A 20,908-nucleotide genomic window follows, 5' to 3' on the forward strand; every position below is an offset into this window, starting at 1 on the left:
ATTATAAAAGGTAAAATGACATGGATTCTTCTGTATTTTAGATCCTGAAAAAAAATAAATACCAAACAAAGCAACAAAATTATCGGGGCTACTTTCAATTTATTCTTTTGTTACTTCCGTTAATATTTTTTTACTGTCAATTTCCCATGTATTAAAACTGCCATCACCATCTAAATCAGATGTAGCAGTAGCTCTTGCAGAAAAGGAGTCATTAGAGGCTTCTAATATTTCGATTTTATAAACAGCCTGACCGCCTTCTTCAACCGTTTTTTCCTGTTCAAATCCAATTTCTTCTAAACTGCCTGAATATTTTGAATGTCTGTAAAAATAACTTTTTTCCAGTCCGTAAACCTGATTAAGCATTGCCTGAGCTTCAATAGCTTTAGCCTGCCCAATTACAGAGGTTTGATTTGGTAATACCATCAGTAATAAAATGCCAATGATGCACAATACAATTAAAATCTCAGTTAACGAGTATGCTTTAACCTTTAGGGTTTTATTTAGTTTTTGATATGTTCTAATTTTTTTTAACATTAATGTGCTTTTTTTTGTGTTAAAATCTGTTAATCAATAGGTCGCAAAAATACAAATTGAATTGAAATATCTGCTATTTATTTATAATTTTACTTAAGTCAAACATTGGGGCATACATAGATACCATAATAACGCCTACGATTGCTCCAATTACGATAATAATCATGGGCTCCAGAATCACTCCAATCATTTTTGTCTGATGGCTTATTTCTTCATTATATTGTTCTGTCAGTCTCTCAAACATAGTTTCAAGCTGGTTCACCTGTTCAGCAACTTCTACCATTGAAACCATTTTGTTTTCGAATACAGTATGTTTTTTTAAGCTTTCATTTAAGGAAGCTCCTCTTGTAATGTCTTCTTTTATTTGGTCTATAGCGATTTCAATCGGATAAAAACCAATCATTTTTGCTGTTAAGGTTAGCGAATTGATCAGGGTTGTTTTTGAAGTGATCAACAAATTCATGGCCTGACAAAAACGTGAAATATAAATTTTTCGAATCAGGTTTCCAAAGTATGGAATTTTTAAAACCATATTTGTGGTAAACGACCTGTAATTATCTTTGTCTTTAGATAACATATGAATTGCGATCAAACCCACTATAATACCAATTAAAATAGAAAAAATGAGTCCTGAATGATTTGATATCTTCAGGATAATCTGAGTGCTTTTCGGCAGTTCGCTTCCAAATTGTTTAAAGACCGAACTAAACATCGGAACTACTTTATTGAGCATGAAATAAAGAACCAGAACCGTAACCAGCATCACAATTGTTGGATAAGTCATGACCGATATGATTTGCCTTTTCATCTGGATTTTTCGGTTAAAATATTTTTGCAATTCACCCAAAACTTCTTCTAATTTCCGGGTTTCCTCACCAATCTGAATACTGTAATATTCATAAGGTGAAAACTGATTGGTTTCAAGCATTGATTCGTAAATACTTCTTCCTTCGACTACTTTTTCCTTAATTTGAAGAATAAGCTCTTTCTCAAATTTATTATTTGACTGATTGCTTAGAATCTCTAATGCTTTTTTGAAATCAACACCGGATCGCAAAAGCATGCCCAGCTCCCTGTAGAAAATCTCCTTTTTTTTATCAGAAAGTTTTTTAGAGAACTGAAAAGAACCGGTTTCAATCCTGAAATCTTTCTTTTCGGCTTTAGGTGCTTTGTATGTCGTTAAATCAAAACTCATTATTTTTTAATTGCTTGTAATAATTCATTAGGATACACTCTCTTATAAAATCGTAAATCCATTTCCTTTTCGTTAGATTCGATATTTAATTTTATTTTTTGAAAAACAAATTGTTCCGATTTGCTTTTTACCGTATCCATTATCATTCTGTTCAGTTTGATGCGGAATGTATCAATAAAAGTTTCACTGTTTCTCAGGATATAATCGTCAGAAAACTGATAAGAAACCCTTTCTCCGGCATATCCGTTAAACTGTAGTTCACTTTCAGAAACCGTCATTTTTTCCTGTTCAAAAATATCTTTATTTAGGCTATACGTTAGTCTGTTCAGATCATTTACCAATTGATTTTGGTTTTTAAAGTCCAGCATTCTTCCGGTAACAATCGAAAAAATAACAAACAAAATGCCCATAATAATAGCCGTTATGGCCATACCAACAACCGCTTCAATAATAGAAAATGCGGGAAGAGATTTTGAATTATCACGGACGGATCTGAACATAAAAGCTTTTTTGAAACCTGAATTGTGTACTGTCCTTATAGTCAATCGAAATCTTTTTAAGTTCAGTACTAATGTTTTCTTCTTCTATCAAAAGATTTTCATCTTCACTTTCGTTAGATAAGGAATCGCTTTTTAATTGTGATAAATAAAAAAGCTCGTTAACTTTATTTTGAGTGCTGTAAAATTTAGCTGAAGTTTTTGGGGTATAAACCGATGCAAAAATCATCACAGCAAAATACAGGCATATAGAGATAATAGTCAGTGCAATAACCGATTCTAATATGGAATTGGCGCTCAGGTTATAATACTTTTTTGATAACACCATACGTTGTCTTTTGAGTGTTAAACAATGGAATCGAAATATAATAATCAGGACGTTTTTCGGTATTGATTTCAATATCGCTGATCAGATTTTCGTATGATGAAGAACTGGTTTTCAGAAAAAACCGATTCGTATAAACTGAACCGTAAACATTGCTTCTGAGCATTAGTTTTCCGCTGCAATATAAATCTCCAAACACAAGCCCGTCTTCCTCTATTTCGATTGAATTTTTATCAATCATCTCGGTTGTGCTGCCAAACAGAACAACAGCACCGGTAATCTGACATTCTTTTTTTATTTTTATTTTAGATTCTTCAATACTTTCATTATATACGCAAATTACCGATGGATAGTGTAAAGTGACTTTTTCTTCCAATTCAATGCCTTTGGTTGCAAATGCCTGAACGGTTCCTTTAAAACCCTCTTCAAAAGTTATTTTTGGGGCCATTAAAATGACATCTTCCAGGACTGCATTTTTTTTAACCCGGATAGAATCTTCAGACCGTAAAATGAAATTACCTTTGATGATGATATTTCCTAAAGTCGATTTTACCTGAATTTCTTTGGTGTTGTTAAAAAAAGAGTTGTAGTACAAAGAATCATTTGATTTTTCTATCTCAGACAGTTTTATTTTTTCAGATTTTATCCCTTGAAATATTTTTTTGAAATTAGTATTTATTTCGGGTAAAAAAGGTTCTGAAATACTCTTTTCTCCTTTTACAACAAGCTGATTGAGGTTGTTGTTGATATAAGAGGTTTCGATAAAAGGACTTGGAAGCTGATTATTTCCTATCAGTTTTACTTTTCCGGAGTAATAGAGTGATTTTGATAAGTTGGTCAGATAAATGGCATTTTTATCTGTATTTTGTGCACCAACAAAATGTACAGATGAAACCGTGTCGGTTGAAACATAGGATTTGGCTAAAATTAAAGACAGTAAACCGTATGTTTTTGTTTCGTAGCTGCCTTCGATTCCTGAGTTTTCGTCTTTTTCAATCTCTGTTGGAATCGTTTTGTTTCCCAAAGCAAAGTTTAAAACCGATTGGTTCTGAATATAAAGTTCTTCCTGCAGGTTATAATACAAATTAAGCTGATTGTATAAATTTGAGAAATACAACAGTGCTCCGCAAATAATAGAAACAATCAGGCAAATATAAATGGCGTATAACAAACTATGAGCCTTAACCATTATTTAGGAGCTTTATCTTTCTTTTTGAAAAGATTGTTGAAGAAGATAGTTACTTTAGAATCTTTTTTAGGCGCATTCCTGGCTTGTTCCTTAGCCCGCTTTTTAGCTTCTCTTTCTGCTTTTTTAGCAGCGGCTGCAGCTTCTTTTTCTTTTTTAACCCTCTCTTTTTCTAACGCTTTTTCTTCTTTTTCCAGGGCTTTATAGTTTTCCAGTTTAGCAGCATCTGATGTAGCTTCTAATTCTTTTTGTGTTTCCTTCGCTTTTTCTAATTTGGCATTTTCCCGTTTGATTCGGTATTTTTCAGATTTGGTAAAAATTTCTTTTTGTTTAACGATTACGCCCTTTTTGTAGGTTGTTATTTCTTTTGTCTCTGTATTGGTCCATTTTCCGGTTTTAAGGTTCGAACTGAATCTTCCGTTCTCTACTAATGTACCATTTTCATTATATCTGAAATATTTTCCGTGGCGTAAACCTTTGTAATATGTTAGGGTAGTAGCCAATGCCCCATTAGGGTACCAGGTTTTCCATAAACCAATACGAAGCCCTTCTTTAAACTGCCCTTGCTCAGCCAGCTGATTGCTGTGGTACATTTTTATAAATTTGTCATGAAGCAAAACCCCGGCAAAACCTCCCTGTGCTTCATGTATAAGCCCGCCTTTGAACCAATAATAGGTTTTGTCGAGCTTTGGGGCTATTTTTTTATCTGTTGTATAAAATTCATATCTGAAATCTTTGTCAGAGATTCTTTTTAGGGTATAAGGATCAGCAAAAGAAACTAAGGTAAAGGTTAAAAATAAGAATATAAAGCGTTGAATAGTAGTTGTTTTCAAAGTACAGTGAGCGTTTTTTATAAGCGAGGCAAGATAGTTTTTTTTTATTAGCTTGCAAAAATAATTTGTACGTTTGATAGGACTAATATTTCATTAAGCACATAGAAGAAAAAAAACAATTTTGAAACTGAAAAAAAGGCTTTTATTTCTCCTGTTTTACTAACTTTGAAATGCCAAAAATTGCTAAAAACTGCAATTTTGAAGCTTTTAAAATGACACGCAAGTTCTTTTATTTATTGAGGTAAGCTTGTATTAGATTACTATCCTTTTGGAATGCTAGTACCTTCGCGACATGGGAAGTCTGAATCGTATCGTTATGGCTTCCAGGGGCAGGAAATGGATAATGAGCTGAAAGGTGAAGGGAATTCGCTTAACTATACATACAGGATGCACGATCCTAGGGTGGGAAGGTTTTTTGCCGTTGATCCTTTAGCGCCTAAGTATCCACACAATTCACCTTACGCTTTTAGTGAAAATAGGGTTATGGATGCAGTTGAATTAGAAGGATTAGAAGCTCAGACACTTAATGGCGGAGGTACGGTCTATGGCCCTTATACAAGTGCTAGAGCTGGTGCAAATAATGGAGCAACCGTTAACTTGGAAGAAGTAGTAGTAAAAGGAAAACCCGTTTCTTTCGAGAAAAAGTTTTCCAATATGCAAGCGTCATTAGCAGCCGTACAGCGTGGTTATAATAATCAATGGGTAGAAAATGGAAGATTATATAATCAAGTAGCTTCTAATACTCTTGTTGTCAATACAATTGGAGAAGATAATCCTGAATTTAAGTTCATGTATCCAAGTGATATGGGTACTTTGGACAGAGAAGGGTCAGATGGTCTCAGATGGTATGGTTGTGCATCTTGTCATGCAGATAATGGTGCATATAGATATGCAGCTTATAACTCAAGAGAAGCTTTTACTGGTAAATTTATTGGTGAACAAGCAAATGCACTAATGCTCGGAAGAGTTTTAAAGTTAATGCGTACCCCTAATGTAATACCTAAATCACTTGGAGCTGCCTCAAAAGGATTTACAACGAGATGGCCTTGGAAAAAAATACTTACAGCGAAAGAAATTGAAATTGCTAGTTGTGATGCGGATGCTTTAAAAATTCAAAAAATGATAGGAGGGGATATTTTAACAGTATCAAATCCAAGAGGAATGCAGTTAGGACCAGTAAAGTATGGTGAAGAAACAATTTCGGGATGGTATTACCATAAAGCTGTATTCAAAGACAATATGGTTTATGATAGAATGACAGGACCTAGTGGAATGCATATCGATAGATATAAAGAATTATTTGAATACGGTAGTGATTTAATTTTTAAATAATTATGGAAGAAAATATTTTAAGAATATTAAATAGAATTATTAATGAGATTGAACTGAAACCCAAAATGTTTTTTGTAAATCCTAATTATCCGGAATTGTCCTCTTACTTGTTTGGCTATTTAACTTGTATTGATGATATTCATTCAACTTCTATCAATAATATTTTTTCTGAATGGCTAAATAATAGAAATAGGAAAACTTCATTATTTTGGACAGAATACATTTTAAGAATAAGTGCAAATAATAATGAAAAGAATGCATATGAAATATTGATTAAAGAATTTAAATTATTTTTAAAATCTAGTCAACCAGATGGGGTAGTGTTTCAGAGTTAGTGATATAAGATTTTATATTTATAACGTATTGAAAAAGAATGATAATTGAAAGTGATTTAGTAAAGGATGAGCAGTAAATGTTCATCCCACTGGCGCTCGTTTGTCCGAGTTCTCTGGTGCTCGATTGCATCGAGTACCTACTTAAATTAGAAGACAAAAGGTAGCGTTTGCAACGCGGGTAATTAGCAAAAAAAGCAACTCGTAAATGAGTTGCTTTTTTGCTTTTATTACATCAAACTTATTTTAGCAGACTTTATAAAATGATCCACTGTAGTAAGTAAACATTCTCTGTCTTTTTCAGGGAGTGTTGCAATATCCTGAAATCTCTTCAACATTAAAGGGTCTTTGAATAAATCACTTTGTTGGTTTTCTCCCAAAAGATACCCTACGGAAGTATTTAATATGTTGGCTAATTTTTTAGCAGCATCAATACTGGGTATCATCTCATCACGTTCGTACTTACCGATTGTAGTATGAGAAGTAACAAAAGCTTCTGCCAGTTCTTTTTGCGAAAGGTTTTTTGCTTTTCTGCATTCGGTTAATCTTTTGCCAAACGTATCCCAGGCTGGCGCGATGCCTCAGGCTCGTGCCCACAACATGTCTCGCGAGCAGCAATAAGTTCAACGGCTAGTGCGAGTGTTCCACTCGTACCCAATGGTTTTCATCCGATAAACTAAAAATAAAAATATGGAACAAAATAATTACCTTTGTAATATTAAAAAAAAATACGATTATGGGAGCTTTAGAATTGAGAGATAGTATTTTAGAATATATAAAAACAGCTGACGAGCGTCTTTTAAAAGTCGTTAAGGCAGTTATAGAAAGTTATCAGGAAAATGATATTGTGGCTTATACAATTGATGGAGAACCATTAACCAGAACGACCTACAAAGAAGAACTTCAAGAAGCAAAAGCAGAAATAAAAAGAGGCGAATATACCTCTCAGGAAGATTTAGAAAAAGAATCAAATAACTGGTAATGGGCGAATTAAAAAAGGTTTGGACAAATACCGCCAGAGCACAGTTAAAAGCGATTTATGAAAATTACAAAGTAAAATCCCTTCAGGGTGCAAAAGCCATAAAAGATGAAATACTGCAAGCCACTAAAGAACTCCATTTTGCAGAACAATACCAACAAGATGAGATACAACCTAAATTTAGAAGAATCATCGTAAGACATTATAAATTACTTTACATTGAGGAAAATGAAACTGTATTTATCGCAAGAATTTTTGATACTAGGCAAAATCCGAATAAACAAAAAGAATAAAATCAAGGAGCAGAAATGTTCCTTTTTTCATGTTTAAAAATCAAGTTCCAAAAGAAACATTCCAGATGGTGCTGATATGTCAACACAACGATAGGCGGAAATGCTTTCCGTGCCCGCAACGATAAGACACAAAAGTATTAAAATTATAACCCTAAAAAGTTGTAGTTTTTTATTTTAATAACTCTCCAGCTTACTATGAACTTTTTCAATTTCCTTATCCATATACGCTTGTGCATAATGCACATAACGATTAAAAGAAGTACTGGCATGACTGTGTCCGCTAATTTTGCGAACTAAATGTTCCGGCATTCCTAAAATTAATAATGTGGTAATAGCGGTTCGACGCATCATGTGAGAACTCATTTTATCGCAAAATCTGTTTTTTGATGCGTCTGTTTTTTTAGTGATCCGTTGGGTTTTTCCTTGCTTTTCCCTTGAAACTTCTATGGGAGTTGTAAAACCGGCAAGTTCTCCTATTTGCTTTAAGCTTTTATTGAAATTGAATAAACTGGTGTTTCCAAACAACGTCGCTTTGTTATTAGTTGTGGTATATCGCTGAAAAATAGTCACGGCATAAGCTGATAATTTGATAAAACTAAACGTTTTGGTTTTCTTGGATTTGAGTTTTAAGTACCATTCACCCTCTATTTTTTCGAAGTTTTTATTGGTTAATAAAAAAATATCAGAGTAACGTAAACCAGTAGTGCATCCAAAAACAAAAATATCTTTAATTCGTTTGTAACTTGGTATCAGCTTTTGTTCAAACTCTTTGTCGTGTATTAAAAATTTTAGCTGCTCCGGTGAGAGTACAAAGATTTCGATTTCTTCTTTTCGTACATAAAACAACCGCTGAAAATCGCCTGTATGTAAATCTTTATCGTTTTTGAGATAATTAAAAAATACCCGAATCACTTTGATATTAGCACCTACATAGTTATCATGACAGCCTTTTTTGTATAAGAATTCTGTAAACTTTTGATAGAATTTTTTCCAGTAACTTTTCTCAGATTTTAGTTCGCGTTTATCCAATTTAGAAGCATCGCAGATGCGGAGCTCAAATTTAGTTTCACTCGAAAACCGGATCAAATTATTCAATACATATTTATAGTTTTGAATGGAGTCTGGTTTTATTTTTTCCCCGTTCTTTTTGAGTCGTTTCCCTGTTTCAGTTTCTTTAATGAATTGATTGAATAAGGGTATTATTGGACTCGGTTTTTTCATGTTTTGGTTTTTGCCAAAAATACAATTTTAGTTGAGAGTTGAAAATGGTTCGGTTGTAAATAAAAAAAACTACAACTTTTTCAGGGTCGTAGTTTTAATACTTTGTGTCTTATCGTTGCGGGCACAGAAAACATTTCTGCGCTATCGTTGCGTGACATATCAAGGACGTTCGGGTCACCAGAGAACCCGGACAAACGAGCGCCAGTGGGGTGTTGCTTTTTTGGTTAATTACCCGCGTTGCAAACGCTATCTTTTGCCTTCTAATTTAAGTAGGTACTCGATGCAATCGAGCACCAGAATAACGTACAAACGAGCGCCAGTTGGGGACCAGAATAACGAACAAACGAGCGCCAGTGGGGTGAGCTGGGTACGAGCAAGATGCTCGCACTAGCCTTTGAACTTATTTCTGCTCGCGCCAGCCTGGGGCATCGCGACAGCAACTGTATTACCTAATGCTCGAACCAGCTGAGGGGTGTTTTTTTAAATATTTTATTATTTTCTTTTCCTCTAAGCCTTCATAAAGCCTTGTCCTTGAGCAAATATCAGTTTCAATAAATTGATTAACTTTTTCTCCGCCTTCGAAATATTTCTCTGAATATACTCCATAAATGATATAGGTGTGATCAATTAAAAAATTATAACCACAATCTCCATTACCTATTCCTGTAACAATTCTTAAAGTATCATTTAATATCTTTCCTTTATATTTCTTCGTTAATAGAACTGTATATTCTACTTTTTTAGGAGAAAATTCTTCAGGAACATATTCAATTTTAATAGAAAATATTCTTTTAGATAGTATTTTTCCAGAAAATATAATATTAGATTTTTCAATCTCTATTTTTAATTTACTCTTACCAATACATGAACAAGGTAAAGCAATACTTGGAAAACAAAAAAGCAAAATAATTAATACTTTTTTCATAATTATAATTCATCAAGTTTAAAATATTAAGAACTATTCCGGCAATTCTTCTATATTCAGTTCATATTTTTGATTCGTATTACTTGTGATACCAAGAGGATTGGTTCCATTACTAGAACCTTCTTGTGAAATAATTGATACTTTAGCATCTGTAGAAACAGTTCTTCCAGCCAAGGCATCTTTTGCAAACTTTAAAACCGCTTTTACATCTTTATCACTAACCGAACTTAAATTTGTACCTACATATTCCATAATACCATTTGCACCACCATAGTAAGGATCTGTTCTACCATCACTATTCCCATCTTCATCATCTAAGCCAAATAAATGTCCCATTTCGTGAGCAACTAAATCTTCGTAATCTCCCATATCCCCCATACTTGCTTCATTATTCATACTTATTACTTTACCATTCGCAGTAACACCTCCAACAAAACTTCCTCCATTGCTATTTATTGACTTCGAATTTGGTCCATTAATTCCTGCATAAATATTAGAATTTTCGTCATTCATTGAATCCGAAGAAGCAGCCCCGAATCTAACTCGACTACTTGAGGCTAATTGAGTTGTCGTAAAATTACCTGTTGACGGTTTCATAACTATAACAAAAAAAGCTACACTATAACTATCAACTGTCGCACTTTTACTATTCCATTGTTCAGCAGCCTTCATAGCCTGATCATAAGCTTTTCTATCTGTTGTATAAACTGTTGTAACTATCATTATTTGTTTAGTCTTATGATTTATTATAATACCAAAATCATTTCCATCATAATCTACAAAGTGTATTGGATTGTTTGCAACATATATATACGGGCTTAAGTCTGGATATTTTTTAAACTTTGCATCAACGGCAAACCATCTTCCTACTCTCGGATCATACATCCTCGCTCCAAAATCATAGCTATTTCCTTCACCTTTTAATTCATTATCATTCTCTTTACCGTTAAACCCATAACGATAATCTTCAGACTTCCCATGTCGCGAAGGTACTAGCATTCCAAAAGGATAGTAATCTGAGTAGCTTTGAACATCAGCTATGAAAGTACTATTTGCAAAAAGAGTACGGTCTGAAATTACCGAAAGAACGTTACCTAAATGGTTCGATAATTCATACTGTTTGTCTCCCACAAAACGATAAGCAGTGAGTGGAGTAGTGGCAAATGAATTTTTACCCATACCTTGTGCGAGTCCTTCGCAGACATCTCCAATACCGTTGTTGTTTTCATCCAGCTGATCAGGGTTGTAAATAGTCCTGCAATTGTCGCAGGTATCGCCATATCCGTCAGGATTTGGTTTTCCGTTTTCATCTACTTCAGTGTCAGCCTGGTCAAAGTTAGCAAATCTTTTACAATTATCACAGGCATCACCTATACCATCACCATCAGTATCCAATTGATTTCCTATACCTTCTAAAGCTGCCTCATCTTTACCATTACGTTTTAAGTGGCAATTATCGCATACATTTCCAACACCATCTTCATCATCATCTTCCTGTCCTGGATTGAATACTGTAGGACACTTATCAATATCGTCTTTTACACCATCAGCATCTTTGTCATCGTCATTAGAACCACAATAGGTTTGTGAAAAAAGAATGTTAGTAAAAGGGAGACTATTAACCAATGTCATGTCATAATCATGTCCGATAGAAGAATTGGCGATGGTTCCGGTTTCTTCATCAAAACTGTAGAAATTGGTTACAACATCTTCTCTTTCCTGACCATTGTCAATGGTATAGCCAAAATCACATATCTGGCTTCTTAGTGCAGGATAGTTTGTGTTTTCTTGTGGTCTGTGGATAATGGATGTTGCACCAAGTGTGTTAGGAGGTAAGGTAATAGGAAGACGCGGCGAATCGCTCATCATCCGCTCTTCTTCAGGGCCTCTATAATTTTCTGTTACACCACGTAATGTACTATATTCATTTCCATTTATACTAATTTTTACATTGTATTGATCTACAATTGGGTCAAGTTCTATTCTCGCTTTTATGTCCCATTCATCTTCCGGAATAGGTGGGGATTTAATGATGTAATCAATTGTTTCCTTATCACTTCTATAGCTGAAACGCCATTTTTTATATCCGACTTTAGATCTATGGTGGTTTCTTCTATATTTTATAAGACTTACAACAGGCTTATAACCTGTTGGGTCTTTTCTGATCGATAATAGGATTGAATTTAAGTAAGAGTAAGACTTACCATATGGCCAGTTCCCTTCTTTATGAGTGCTGTGTAAAGCTGCGACCAGATTTGTACCAGTATTTGCTGCATCGATCTTTAAGTGCCCCGTTAATTCTATTACTTTAGTTTGTTGCTTTTCGCTTTTAAATAAATTGAATGTATTTTCCGGTTTTTCGTTCCAGCTTGCTCTGTCGTTTACATTGTCTAAAAGTAGGCCTGCAAGAGTATTTTCGGCAGGATTTTCTGTTGTCAGGGTCTGTGCATCTCTACTAGCAGTTATTTTACTGTTCAGTGCTTTCCTAAGCAGAGTACCATTTTCCTCACTGATTAGTATCTTGCGGCTTTCAGTTCCAAGTCGGCTGCTGCCGTAAATGTCCTGCTCAACAAGGTAATAAGTGGTTATATTACCTTGTTTGATCATTTCATACGTACTCAGTACATTGCCCTGTGCATCGCGCTCGTAGTAAGTTGTCGTGGTTTTTGTAGGCGTGGTCACGGTTTTGGCAATTCGGTTTCCTAAACCGTCATATTCAAAACTAATAACGGTTCCATTATTTTTTGTAACCGACTTCACTTTTCCGTCTACACGCCAGTCAATGTCTATTCCTTCCTGTTTGTCTTTTGTTAACTGGCCAATATTATCGTACACATAGTTTTCGTCTTCGGTTTGATTGTCAATATCTAACGAAGTATCGTTAACTGTACCGCCCGGAGCTACAAAAACGCCATTTCCTACTGCGTCATTAACACGACGTAACTGGTTGTTGCCGGGATTGTACTTATAAGACAGCTGATCCATAGGTATAACATTACCATTTAAACGATCTGCTCTGTTCAGGGTAGCTAAATTTCCGTTTTTGTCGTAACTGTAATTTGAATAATAACCATTTGAAGCAACCCCAGCCGCTGTGATCGACTTAGAGGTCATTTCCTTAATCCTGTTCAGCTGATCGTATTTGTAATAATTGAACTGAGTAGGTATACTATTTTGCTGGTGATCTGTCAATGAAGTAACCATTTCTTTGATATTTCCATTGAACAAATTATTAGTATCCAGTTCTAATGCCTGTGCTTTACTGAAACTGAAAACAGCATTATCCTTACTCACCCCGGCACGCGATTGATAATCTCCTTTGTAATAATTTAGTGCAAAACCAAAAGCATCCTGAGCAACATTTAATCCATCTTTACCGGCATCGTATGCAGCACCTAATTTCTCAGAGTTTACTCCTTTTAACCAGCCTTGTAGAGTATAAATATAGTCCATACCCTGAACTTGTTTGTCTCCAAGCTCCACACGTGCCAGTGGACCATGGTCGTAATACAGATAGTTGGCTTCTTTCTCCCAGATGATATTGTCTTTACTGGTATAAACCTGTTTGATTCGGTTATCGGCATCGTATTCGTAGCGGTGTATAAACTGGTCTTTCGGGTTATTAGGCTGATACGTTACCTTGTTTACATTTCCGCTGATCAGGTCATAATCATACACTACTTTTTTGACAGCATTATTCATGCTTGTCAGTTTCGGGTTGTTATTGATATGATGCACCAGTTCTTTTACGTTTCCGTGAACATCGTAATCATAAAAGATACCATTGGCATAACCGGATACAGGAGAAGCACTGGTATGCGTATCGTAGTACAATACAGCGGTAACCCTTTTATGGCTATTGTCTGATCCGTAAGAAGTAAACCAGCTTTGGGTATCTTTTACCGGACTGTCATAAATAGTTGTGGTTACCTGTTCTGTTTCATCAGCAATGTTGTAGGGGTAATTGATAGACTTTGTTACGGCGTCTGATGCAATTAGATTTCCTCCGGTGTCTGTTAAGCGGCCGTTTTCATTGATGGTTAAAGCAAGACCGTTTTTTGTTTTTAGTTGCCCTGCTTCTGTGATTCGGCCAAGACCATCGTAACAGGTATAGCTGAATTGCTCCTTAGTTTTTTGCTTACTATTCTGGCTGGCAATAATACGACCTAATGGATCATACGCAAAAGTAGTCTGTCCACCATCTGGTGTTTGCTGCCATACCAGTTGGTTCAATGAGTTGTAGCGGTATTGCGTCTGCATTTTATGGGCAGGTGCAACATTTTCGGTATTTAGCTCATTTTCCGGCTGAGTTTTTCTGATGTTATCAATCGTTTGATCATCAGGAGCTGATAACCTGTCAACACCCTGAGGAGGAACTGTCTGAACCAGGTTTCCTGCCTGATCGTAATAATACAGAGTGTACTGATATTCCTTATCAAATGACTCTTGGGTTAAGGTTTCATTTAAGTCTTTAAGGGCTGCTTTAAGATAATTTTGTTTAAAAGCTTCTCTTTTATCCGTATAAAAAGCTTCTGATATTTGTTGGATATTGGTATCGTTAATAGCTTTTTTATAGATTTCGCATGGGGTTTTTGTTCCTGGGGTTACAGGTATTTCCAGACTAAAAGTAGGTACCATCGTTGCAGGCGCACAAACATCATCATGAGTGTTTACATAAGTATTTGCATAGTCGTTCCAGTTTAAAATCTCGATTTCTGCGCCTGCTGCTTGCTGAACGGCTGTGGTTCTTTCGCCTATATAATTAAAATATTCATTGATTACTTCAGTGGTTTTGGTATTACCATATTTTAAATTAGTAGAACCAAATTTTGCAATGTTTATAAAAAATGGGCTCTGAACACTTGTAATATTAAACTTTTTCAAATACGCCAGATAATCTGTACTGATATAGCCATAGTTTGCCTCACAAAAGAACTTACCATCTAAATCAGCTGGAAGTGTATATCCGGAGATTGCCTCCATACCTGCTACAAATTCTTTCCATTTATCGCCACAGACAACTGGTGCTACTGTTGGGGGGATGCAGAGTTGTTGGCAGGTTGGTGGGGTATTCTCTATGGTTGTTGCTGATTTTGCAGTTGAATTAGCTGTAAGAGATTTGTTTGTTTTCGCTGAAATATTTGAACCAAAGTATGATAAGAAGTCGCACAGTCTAGTTTGAGCAGCCAATGAATTATTCACTCGAATAGCATTTGCAATCCAAGCATTAGTATCATCTACAATGGTTTGACCATTTTTGTCTTTATATATTATTTTAATTTTTTGCTGATCGCTACTGTTTATATAATCAATAAAAGTAATTTTATCAATATTATCAATATTTGGAAAACTTAAAGTCAGATAAACTTCTCCAGCAAAATGTATCTGAATAAAATTGCTATAGAAATGGACATAACAATTCCCTGTTAGGCTTACTGGTGTTGTAAACTTATTTGGAAGAGCTGGGTAATTATTGTTTGCCCAAATTCTAGCTGCTTGATATCTTTCAACTAAATTAGGTATGGTGATAAAATTATTAATTATTTGATTGTTATTAAAAGTTCCCTGAGATCCTATTGTATAAGTTTCAATTATTCCATTAAAAAAGTCTTTTAATCCATTCTCAAAAGTTCTTTCATCCTCCGAATATAAATCATCACAAGCAGTAATTATAGGAGGTAGATAATCTTCAGTCATAAACTGACAAAAGGTAGGAGCTACTACTGATTGAATACCATTTAATGCAATTGCATTTGTAATTGTAGCATTATTTTGAACTGTAAAATTTTGATTATTTACATCTGTATATTTAATTTGGACTGAGGAGATATCGTTAACAAAATCAATCGAATTAATGGTTTTAATTTGATTTGCATTAGGTATTGCGAGTTTTATTTCGGCTTCATGTGCATAAGAATCATTGGCAAACTTTAGCCATATTGCATCTGAACCAATGGATGCAGAATATTTTGAAAGTTGTACAGCGGTATTTGCTGCATTTGGATTAAGACTTACCGCATAGGTTCTTAATGCCTGAAAATGTTGAATTAAATTTGATCCGGAAATAAAACTACTGATTGCATTGTTACCAGAAGAAGGTTGGTTTCCATTAGGGAAATTTGTTATAATTTCATTCAAAGCATTTTTCAAATTCTCCTCATAATTGGCTTCGTCCTGAGCATTAAGCTGGCATACAGTTATGCCGGGTGTAGAAGCATTAGGATCTCCACAAACATCCCCATAACCATCTCCATTGTAATCATTTTCACCACAAGGACTACAGCAAGCAAAGTACAAAGCATTGTTTTTACCGGCTGTTATAGACCATGTTTTGGTATCAAGACGGTATCGTGTTCCATTGAATTTTTTTGTAACAACTCTAAAGATGTTGCTTTTACCGTCGGCTTTCAGGTCGCCAATAAAAGCGTCTGTAATGTTGTCAATATTTACTGCGATATCTCCGGCATTTATTTTCATACGGAGCGTGTCGTTTACTGCAATAGAGAAAAGTCTTTGGCCGGAAACCGTTTCATACTTCCATTGTACAACATCGCCTGATTTTACACCAAAATAAGTATTTAAGTAACTGTTTTTGAAAGCATCTTTATTGGTAATATCCTGTGTAGTTGTTAAAGAAGTATTTCCTTGAAGGTCGAGTACTAAACTTTTTAAAGCATTACTAAAAAGGTCTTTTTTAGTACATTGGTTATCGGCTAAAGCCAGACTTTCGCCTATACCATTATTACCAGCAAAATTACATTCTCCTACGGCTGCTTTTGTATAACCTTCAACAATTACTTCTTCAGGAATTGAACAGCTGCTTGCAGGGTTGCGAACAATGGTAGCGAGGATACTAAATTTAAATGTTTTGGTAGAAGCCTCATAACTTATATAATGGAAGTTTTTAAAACCTTTTACCTGAGCCCATTGTGGTTTAGCTACACTAGTTTCGCAAGGATCAAGATAAGTACCGGATCCAGGATTGAAACTTGCAAATTTCAGGGTAATTGGACTTGCTAAAGAGTTTTGTTCGTCCGGTGTTTGATTAGAATAGAAATTTATAGTCAGGTCATTCCCTTCCGGTTTCCCAATTAACCATGGAGAAATTGTAGTAGTGGCTAAGTCAAATTCCGGTTTTTTTTGTGCATTGAATATCCCTGCTGTTAAGTAAGGCATACTGGTAGCCGGAATGTTTAACAATAAACCATTAGGCTGAATCGTCGAGTCAACTAAGCCTTTTAAAAAGTTTTCCATGTCAGAAGCCAAAGGACATTTTCCGGTTTCAAGGTACGAATTGGCATCGGCCTGGCTTTCAGCAGCAGCTAATATTTCCTGATCACTTAATCCGGCATCATAGCCATAATCAGCCGGGATAAAACGTTTTTCTTTGCCGGCGTAATATGATGCAGTTTCTTCTGAGCACGAAGACAATACTCCGTCTGATCCGGCAGGTAAAACAAGAGCATTACCTATTGAATTATCGATCAGTTGTGTTACTGTCGAAAAATTACCGGTATATTTTTTTAATAAACTGGCATAGGAGTTGGTACTGTTTGCATTGCCGATACAATCGTTATTGCCTAATTTTTTGTTGGCATAGATATGTGCAAAAACAGTACGTGTTTTTTCTTTCAGGGCAAGATAATAACTTTTAAAATTAGCCCAGACTCTTTGTTTTAAAGGATCTGAGAGAGTATTAATATTATTTAGTAAAGTAGTATTGGTAACATTTAATTCATTTTGAAGTTTATTAGAACCCATAATACCATTTGAAAATACTGCAAAATAATAAGCGGTCTGCAACATGTTCATTGATTGATCATTACCTTGGGAATTTTTAAATTTCATGCCATCATAATTAGATGTCAGGGCTTCCTGCATAATGGCTTTACGCAATTCGTATTCTTGGGTACTCTCTCCTAGATTACTATTTGCAGAGCTGTAAAAAGGATCTTTTGGACTTACGATGTTTAGTAATTCGGATAATTTACCACCACTGGTATTAAATATATTATTATTGGGTACGACAGTATTCTTCTCCGTATCAAAATATTCCAAATCTTTTAAAGCTTCATCAAAACCATCAGAATTTGTACCATTGGCATCTGTTTTATTGCAAATACCCACATTGTATAAATAATAGTGATATTCGGGATGATAGGGTAATAATTCATTTGCCCATCTTGGCTGCCATTCTTTGATGAAATCTGCAACATGATCTAAATAGTGAGGTGCCACCAAAACGTCTTTTTCATCGTCGCTTTCAGGGTCATCTATAGTAGGCGGCATAGTGCCATCATCCAGAGGTCTTAGGGCAGGAATGTAGGATCCGTCTTCTTCTTTAATAATTTTGATGGTTTCTGGTTCTCCGTTTGCGTCTTTATAGAAACCACCATAAGGATATCTCCAGTTGAATTTTGAAATTTTCACAACAGTAGTGGTATCAGTATCTTCGTCAGTTACTGTTGTGTTTTTATATCCGCCGTATAATAATTGATTATTTTCATTAAAGACACTTAAAGGGTCAATTTCAATACCTTCTGTTTCTGACGAGTCTGTTTCCTGATCCAGGCCTGTAATAGATCCGTATTGCCCTTCGGGACTTACATCTCCCAACAGCGTTTCGAGATTGACATTGCATGAGTTTACCGGTTGCTGGCATAATTCATGACAACCAGCAAGCAGTTCCCTAAATTCTGTTTGGTAATGTATGGTGTAGATGCTTATTTCTTCTGTAGAGAAAGTGGTGTTCTGTATATTTTGTAAATTTTGAATATTATCATTCACATATTTTGTTTCGGCAGTGTCAATATAACTTTTTCTGTCGTTTTTAATTCCAAGACTGCTTTGATCTGTGGGAAGTTTTGCTTTGTATGCAAGTCTTTGTGTTTCGTCTTCTAAATTTGAACTTACCAGAGCTTCTTCACAGCTTATACACGTAACATTACAATCCGTTTCCTGAATAACGGTTTGAAATTCTGCAATAACAGGTTTACACGTAGTACTTTTTTTGAGTTCTTTAATATAATCATCTGCATAGTCATTTAATGCCTGAGTATCTACTTGCAGTTTTTTGTTGAAATTATAGGTGCCAATATTTAGAAATTGATAAGTGTTTTCACCTGTTTTTTCTTTGCCTTCAAAAATCTGGTTACTAAAATCAATTGAAGAAGGCGCATAAGACGAAATATTGGAAGTGCCAATTTTTGTAGAGCGGACAGTTGTGTTTGTTGTTCCATACAGCAATTCAGTTGCGCAGTCATTTGTCATGCTTACAGACCAGTCATATACAAAAGGATAGTATTTAGTACTTAAACAAGGATCTGCATAACTTCCAATGGTTTTTGTAAGACCATATGTAAATTTGATTGCATCTTGTTTCACAACATTTACAGTAGTATTTAAACGAACACCATCCTCTGTAGTATTATTATTTCCTGAAGCATATTTATCATTATTAATGAGGAGACTTTTTGTGGTCAGTTGATGTAAACGGGTATTGGTTTCATCTTCCAAAGAAACCAGATTTCCCTTTTTGTCTCCGGCAAGGGCAGTAGCAATGGTTCTGCCTTGCGGGTCTAAATAGCTCACACTGGCCTGACCATTAGGGTCGATTACAATATTTTTTTTATATAGCGAAGCATCTCCAACTTTATAACCAAATAGCCTGTTTAATTCAGACTGTGAAGGATTCCCATAGAAATACCTCATTTCATGACCGGTTCCAATCTGATGTTCTTTCCCAACTCCTCCTTTTCTTTTAATTCGTCCGGTATTGTCCGGAGTATATTCAATTTGCGAAAAAGGAAGCAAATCAGCTTTAGGTACCAAATCCTGATAATTGTCTGAAACCGGATTATTCTCAGAATAATATTTACTGGCTCCGCTCGTGTTTGACATTCCCGGAGCAGGAGAAGGTTCGCAATTTTGGTTAGTTGTTTTGTCCCAATCAAAATCGTTGTGTGTATAGATGGAAGTTCCAGTACTGTTTTTATTTAAATTCGGGTAAAAATGTACTCCTGAAGATTCTACAGGAACAGGCAATACTTCTATAGCTGGTCTTCCTTGATTATCATAAATGACTTCTCCAACAACAGCTTTGTTATTTGAATTTATTTTGGTAACGGTTTGACGATTTCGTAATGAACCATCGAAATAGCTTACGACTTCTTTTTTCTTTCCATCTTCGGCAAAAGAAGACTGAAATTGCCAGTTTTTCTTTCCTTTTTCATGATTTTCATCAATTTCCAGAAAATTTGGCCAGCTACTAACATGTGTATGTGTTTCGGAAAATCCGGAGGTCCAGTTCCCATAGTAATTTTTCGAAATATCATCTAGAAATCGTCCTACTGGCCTTACCCTGTAGACAAGATATCCTTTTGAATAAATAAGAGGAATTCTATAACTTTCTTCTTTAGTCTGGATTCGGGTACTGTTAAGCTTAAAATCCTGATCGGTTAAAGGTATTCGATTTGGAGCCAATTTAGTACCATCTTCTGCAAAATTGTCTATCCAGGTCCATTCGAGTTCGTATTCTACAGCTGGCGCAGTTGCGTTTTTTTTCCAGGAAATCAGTATTTCTTCAGCACCGGCAGTAACATTGTCAACTTCAGCAGCTGTAGTCCCGGTGTATTTCATAAATTTATGTTCCAGCTGAGTAACAGAATTAGGCTGGGAGCTGTCTAGCTGTAAATTATAATAACGATCTGTGGTAAATTTTAACTCTAAGTAAGCTGATGAGTTAGTCACATTTGTAACAGCACCGGCTTCGTTGTAATAGGTAATAGCTTCTACTTTTACTTTTGCTCTATGAACTCCCGGAAGCTTATAAACAGCATAATCATCAAACTGCAATCCTTTAGTTTTATTGTTATACTTTATTTTTAAAGTGATTTCATCCGGATAAGAAAAGTTTTTGTTATCCTGGCTGGCATCTTTATACGACGTTATAACAGCATCCGAATTGTCATAAGCCGTTATCTTTAATTTTATTTCGCACGAATAAATCCTTACATACTCGGCTGTATTTGTTTTATTGTCAATAAACCCAAAATGAATAGATATATTGGGATTAACTGAGGTAAAGACATTTTGCTTTTTTATGTCTTCAAATTTTGGATCCTTAACTTCTAAGGTAGGCAATGACGATAACTCATCTCCAACTTTTTTCTCACCAGAAAATGTTTCCTGCTGTGCAAATGACAACAATGAAATAAGGAAAAAGGTAAATGCTATTATATATTTGTTGATATGCAT

At 35.1% G+C, this 20,908-nt stretch carries 13 protein-coding genes and 1 pseudogene; 4 read left to right on the forward strand and 10 right to left on the reverse strand.

Annotated elements, in window-relative coordinates:
* Positions 1 to 99: 99 nt before the first annotated feature.
* The 6 genes from DMB65_RS09380 to DMB65_RS09405 form a co-directional block, all read right to left on the reverse strand.
* On the reverse strand, positions 100 to 534 hold the full coding sequence (locus DMB65_RS09380) for a type IV pilin protein (protein ID WP_165834905.1): 435 nt from the start codon (positions 532 to 534) through the stop codon (positions 100 to 102).
* Positions 535 to 607: 73 nt separating this feature from the next.
* Positions 608 to 1,729 (reverse strand): type II secretion system F family protein, encoded by a 1,122-nt coding sequence (locus DMB65_RS09385; protein ID WP_110306391.1) that lies wholly within the window; start codon positions 1,727 to 1,729, stop codon positions 608 to 610.
* Positions 1,729 to 2,229, reverse strand: coding sequence for a PulJ/GspJ family protein (locus tag DMB65_RS09390; RefSeq protein WP_110306392.1), 501 nt, complete (start codon positions 2,227 to 2,229; stop codon positions 1,729 to 1,731). Before DMB65_RS09390 ends, DMB65_RS09385 begins: the two co-directional genes overlap by 1 nt.
* The gene (locus DMB65_RS09395; protein ID WP_110306393.1) at positions 2,210 to 2,554 is read right to left on the reverse strand and encodes a hypothetical protein; all 345 of its coding nucleotides are present in this window, start codon (positions 2,552 to 2,554) and stop codon (positions 2,210 to 2,212) included. The genes DMB65_RS09390 and DMB65_RS09395 overlap by 20 nt, the downstream gene beginning before the upstream one ends.
* Entirely contained in the window at positions 2,529 to 3,740 is a 1,212-nt protein-coding gene (locus DMB65_RS09400) for a hypothetical protein (protein ID WP_110306394.1), read from the reverse strand. The genes DMB65_RS09395 and DMB65_RS09400 overlap by 26 nt, the downstream gene beginning before the upstream one ends.
* Positions 3,740 to 4,570 carry a toxin-antitoxin system YwqK family antitoxin gene (locus DMB65_RS09405; protein WP_110306395.1) on the reverse strand — a complete coding sequence of 277 codons (831 nt, stop codon included), beginning with the start codon at positions 4,568 to 4,570 and terminating at the stop codon, positions 3,740 to 3,742. Before DMB65_RS09405 ends, DMB65_RS09400 begins: the two co-directional genes overlap by 1 nt.
* A 270-nt stretch (positions 4,571 to 4,840) precedes the next feature.
* On the opposite strand from DMB65_RS09405, the pseudogene DMB65_RS09410 reads away from it, so the two are divergent.
* Positions 4,841 to 5,902: pseudogene (locus tag DMB65_RS09410) on the forward strand (hypothetical protein); the annotation flags it as partial.
* Between the two features lie 2 nt (positions 5,903 to 5,904).
* Positions 5,905 to 6,237 (forward strand): hypothetical protein, encoded by a 333-nt coding sequence (locus DMB65_RS09415; RefSeq protein ID WP_110306397.1) that lies wholly within the window; start codon positions 5,905 to 5,907, stop codon positions 6,235 to 6,237.
* 227 nt (positions 6,238 to 6,464) lie between these two features.
* On the opposite strand, the gene DMB65_RS09420 is transcribed toward DMB65_RS09415, so the two are convergent.
* The gene (locus DMB65_RS09420; protein ID WP_110306398.1) at positions 6,465 to 6,812 is read right to left on the reverse strand and encodes a helix-turn-helix domain-containing protein; all 348 of its coding nucleotides are present in this window, start codon (positions 6,810 to 6,812) and stop codon (positions 6,465 to 6,467) included.
* Between the two features lie 158 nt (positions 6,813 to 6,970).
* On the opposite strand from DMB65_RS09420, the gene DMB65_RS09425 reads away from it, so the two are divergent.
* Together DMB65_RS09425 and DMB65_RS09430 are read left to right on the forward strand one after the other, a co-directional pair.
* Positions 6,971 to 7,216, forward strand: coding sequence for a hypothetical protein (locus DMB65_RS09425; RefSeq protein ID WP_110306399.1), 246 nt, complete (start codon positions 6,971 to 6,973; stop codon positions 7,214 to 7,216).
* A complete protein-coding gene (locus DMB65_RS09430) occupies positions 7,216 to 7,506 on the forward strand; it encodes a type II toxin-antitoxin system RelE/ParE family toxin (RefSeq protein ID WP_110306400.1) in 291 nt (96 codons plus the stop codon). Before DMB65_RS09425 ends, DMB65_RS09430 begins: the two co-directional genes overlap by 1 nt.
* 174 nt (positions 7,507 to 7,680) lie before the next feature.
* Here DMB65_RS09430 and DMB65_RS09435 read toward each other — a convergent pair whose 3' ends face one another.
* The 3 genes from DMB65_RS09435 to DMB65_RS09445 all read right to left on the reverse strand — a co-directional run bounded on the left by DMB65_RS09435 (position 7,681) and on the right by DMB65_RS09445 (position 20,908).
* Positions 7,681 to 8,727: a tyrosine-type recombinase/integrase gene (locus DMB65_RS09435; protein ID WP_110306401.1), complete on the reverse strand. Its 1,047-nt coding sequence runs from the start codon at positions 8,725 to 8,727 to the stop codon at positions 7,681 to 7,683.
* 445 nt (positions 8,728 to 9,172) lie between these two features.
* Positions 9,173 to 9,652, reverse strand: coding sequence for a hypothetical protein (locus tag DMB65_RS09440; protein ID WP_110306402.1), 480 nt, complete (start codon positions 9,650 to 9,652; stop codon positions 9,173 to 9,175).
* 33 nt (positions 9,653 to 9,685) lie between these two features.
* Positions 9,686 to 20,908, reverse strand: a complete 11,223-nt coding sequence (locus DMB65_RS09445) for an RHS repeat-associated core domain-containing protein (protein ID WP_123955310.1) — start codon at positions 20,906 to 20,908, stop codon at positions 9,686 to 9,688.

Origin of the sequence: Flavobacterium cheongpyeongense, from assembly GCF_003202435.1 — a bacterium.
GTDB lineage: Bacteria > Bacteroidota > Bacteroidia > Flavobacteriales > Flavobacteriaceae > Flavobacterium > Flavobacterium cheongpyeongense.

What these genes read in the sequence shown, in the direction of transcription:
- DMB65_RS09380 (WP_165834905.1), bottom strand. Translation starts at nt 534, where the DNA reads ATGTTAAAAAAAATTAGAACATATCAAAAACTAAATAAAACCCTAAAG.
- DMB65_RS09385 (WP_110306391.1), bottom strand. Translation starts at nt 1,729, where the DNA reads ATGAGTTTTGATTTAACGACATACAAAGCACCTAAAGCCGAAAAGAAA.
- DMB65_RS09390 (WP_110306392.1), bottom strand. Translation starts at nt 2,229, where the DNA reads ATGTTCAGATCCGTCCGTGATAATTCAAAATCTCTTCCCGCATTTTCT.
- DMB65_RS09395 (WP_110306393.1), bottom strand. Translation starts at nt 2,554, where the DNA reads ATGGTGTTATCAAAAAAGTATTATAACCTGAGCGCCAATTCCATATTA.
- DMB65_RS09400 (WP_110306394.1), bottom strand. Translation starts at nt 3,740, where the DNA reads ATGGTTAAGGCTCATAGTTTGTTATACGCCATTTATATTTGCCTGATT.
- DMB65_RS09415 (WP_110306397.1), top strand. Translation starts at nt 5,905, where the DNA reads ATGGAAGAAAATATTTTAAGAATATTAAATAGAATTATTAATGAGATT.
- DMB65_RS09425 (WP_110306399.1), top strand. Translation starts at nt 6,971, where the DNA reads ATGGGAGCTTTAGAATTGAGAGATAGTATTTTAGAATATATAAAAACA.
- DMB65_RS09430 (WP_110306400.1), top strand. Translation starts at nt 7,216, where the DNA reads ATGGGCGAATTAAAAAAGGTTTGGACAAATACCGCCAGAGCACAGTTA.
- DMB65_RS09435 (WP_110306401.1), bottom strand. Translation starts at nt 8,727, where the DNA reads ATGAAAAAACCGAGTCCAATAATACCCTTATTCAATCAATTCATTAAA.
- DMB65_RS09440 (WP_110306402.1), bottom strand. Translation starts at nt 9,652, where the DNA reads ATGAAAAAAGTATTAATTATTTTGCTTTTTTGTTTTCCAAGTATTGCT.
- DMB65_RS09445 (WP_123955310.1), bottom strand. Translation starts at nt 20,908, where the DNA reads ATGCATATCAACAAATATATAATAGCATTTACCTTTTTCCTTATTTCA.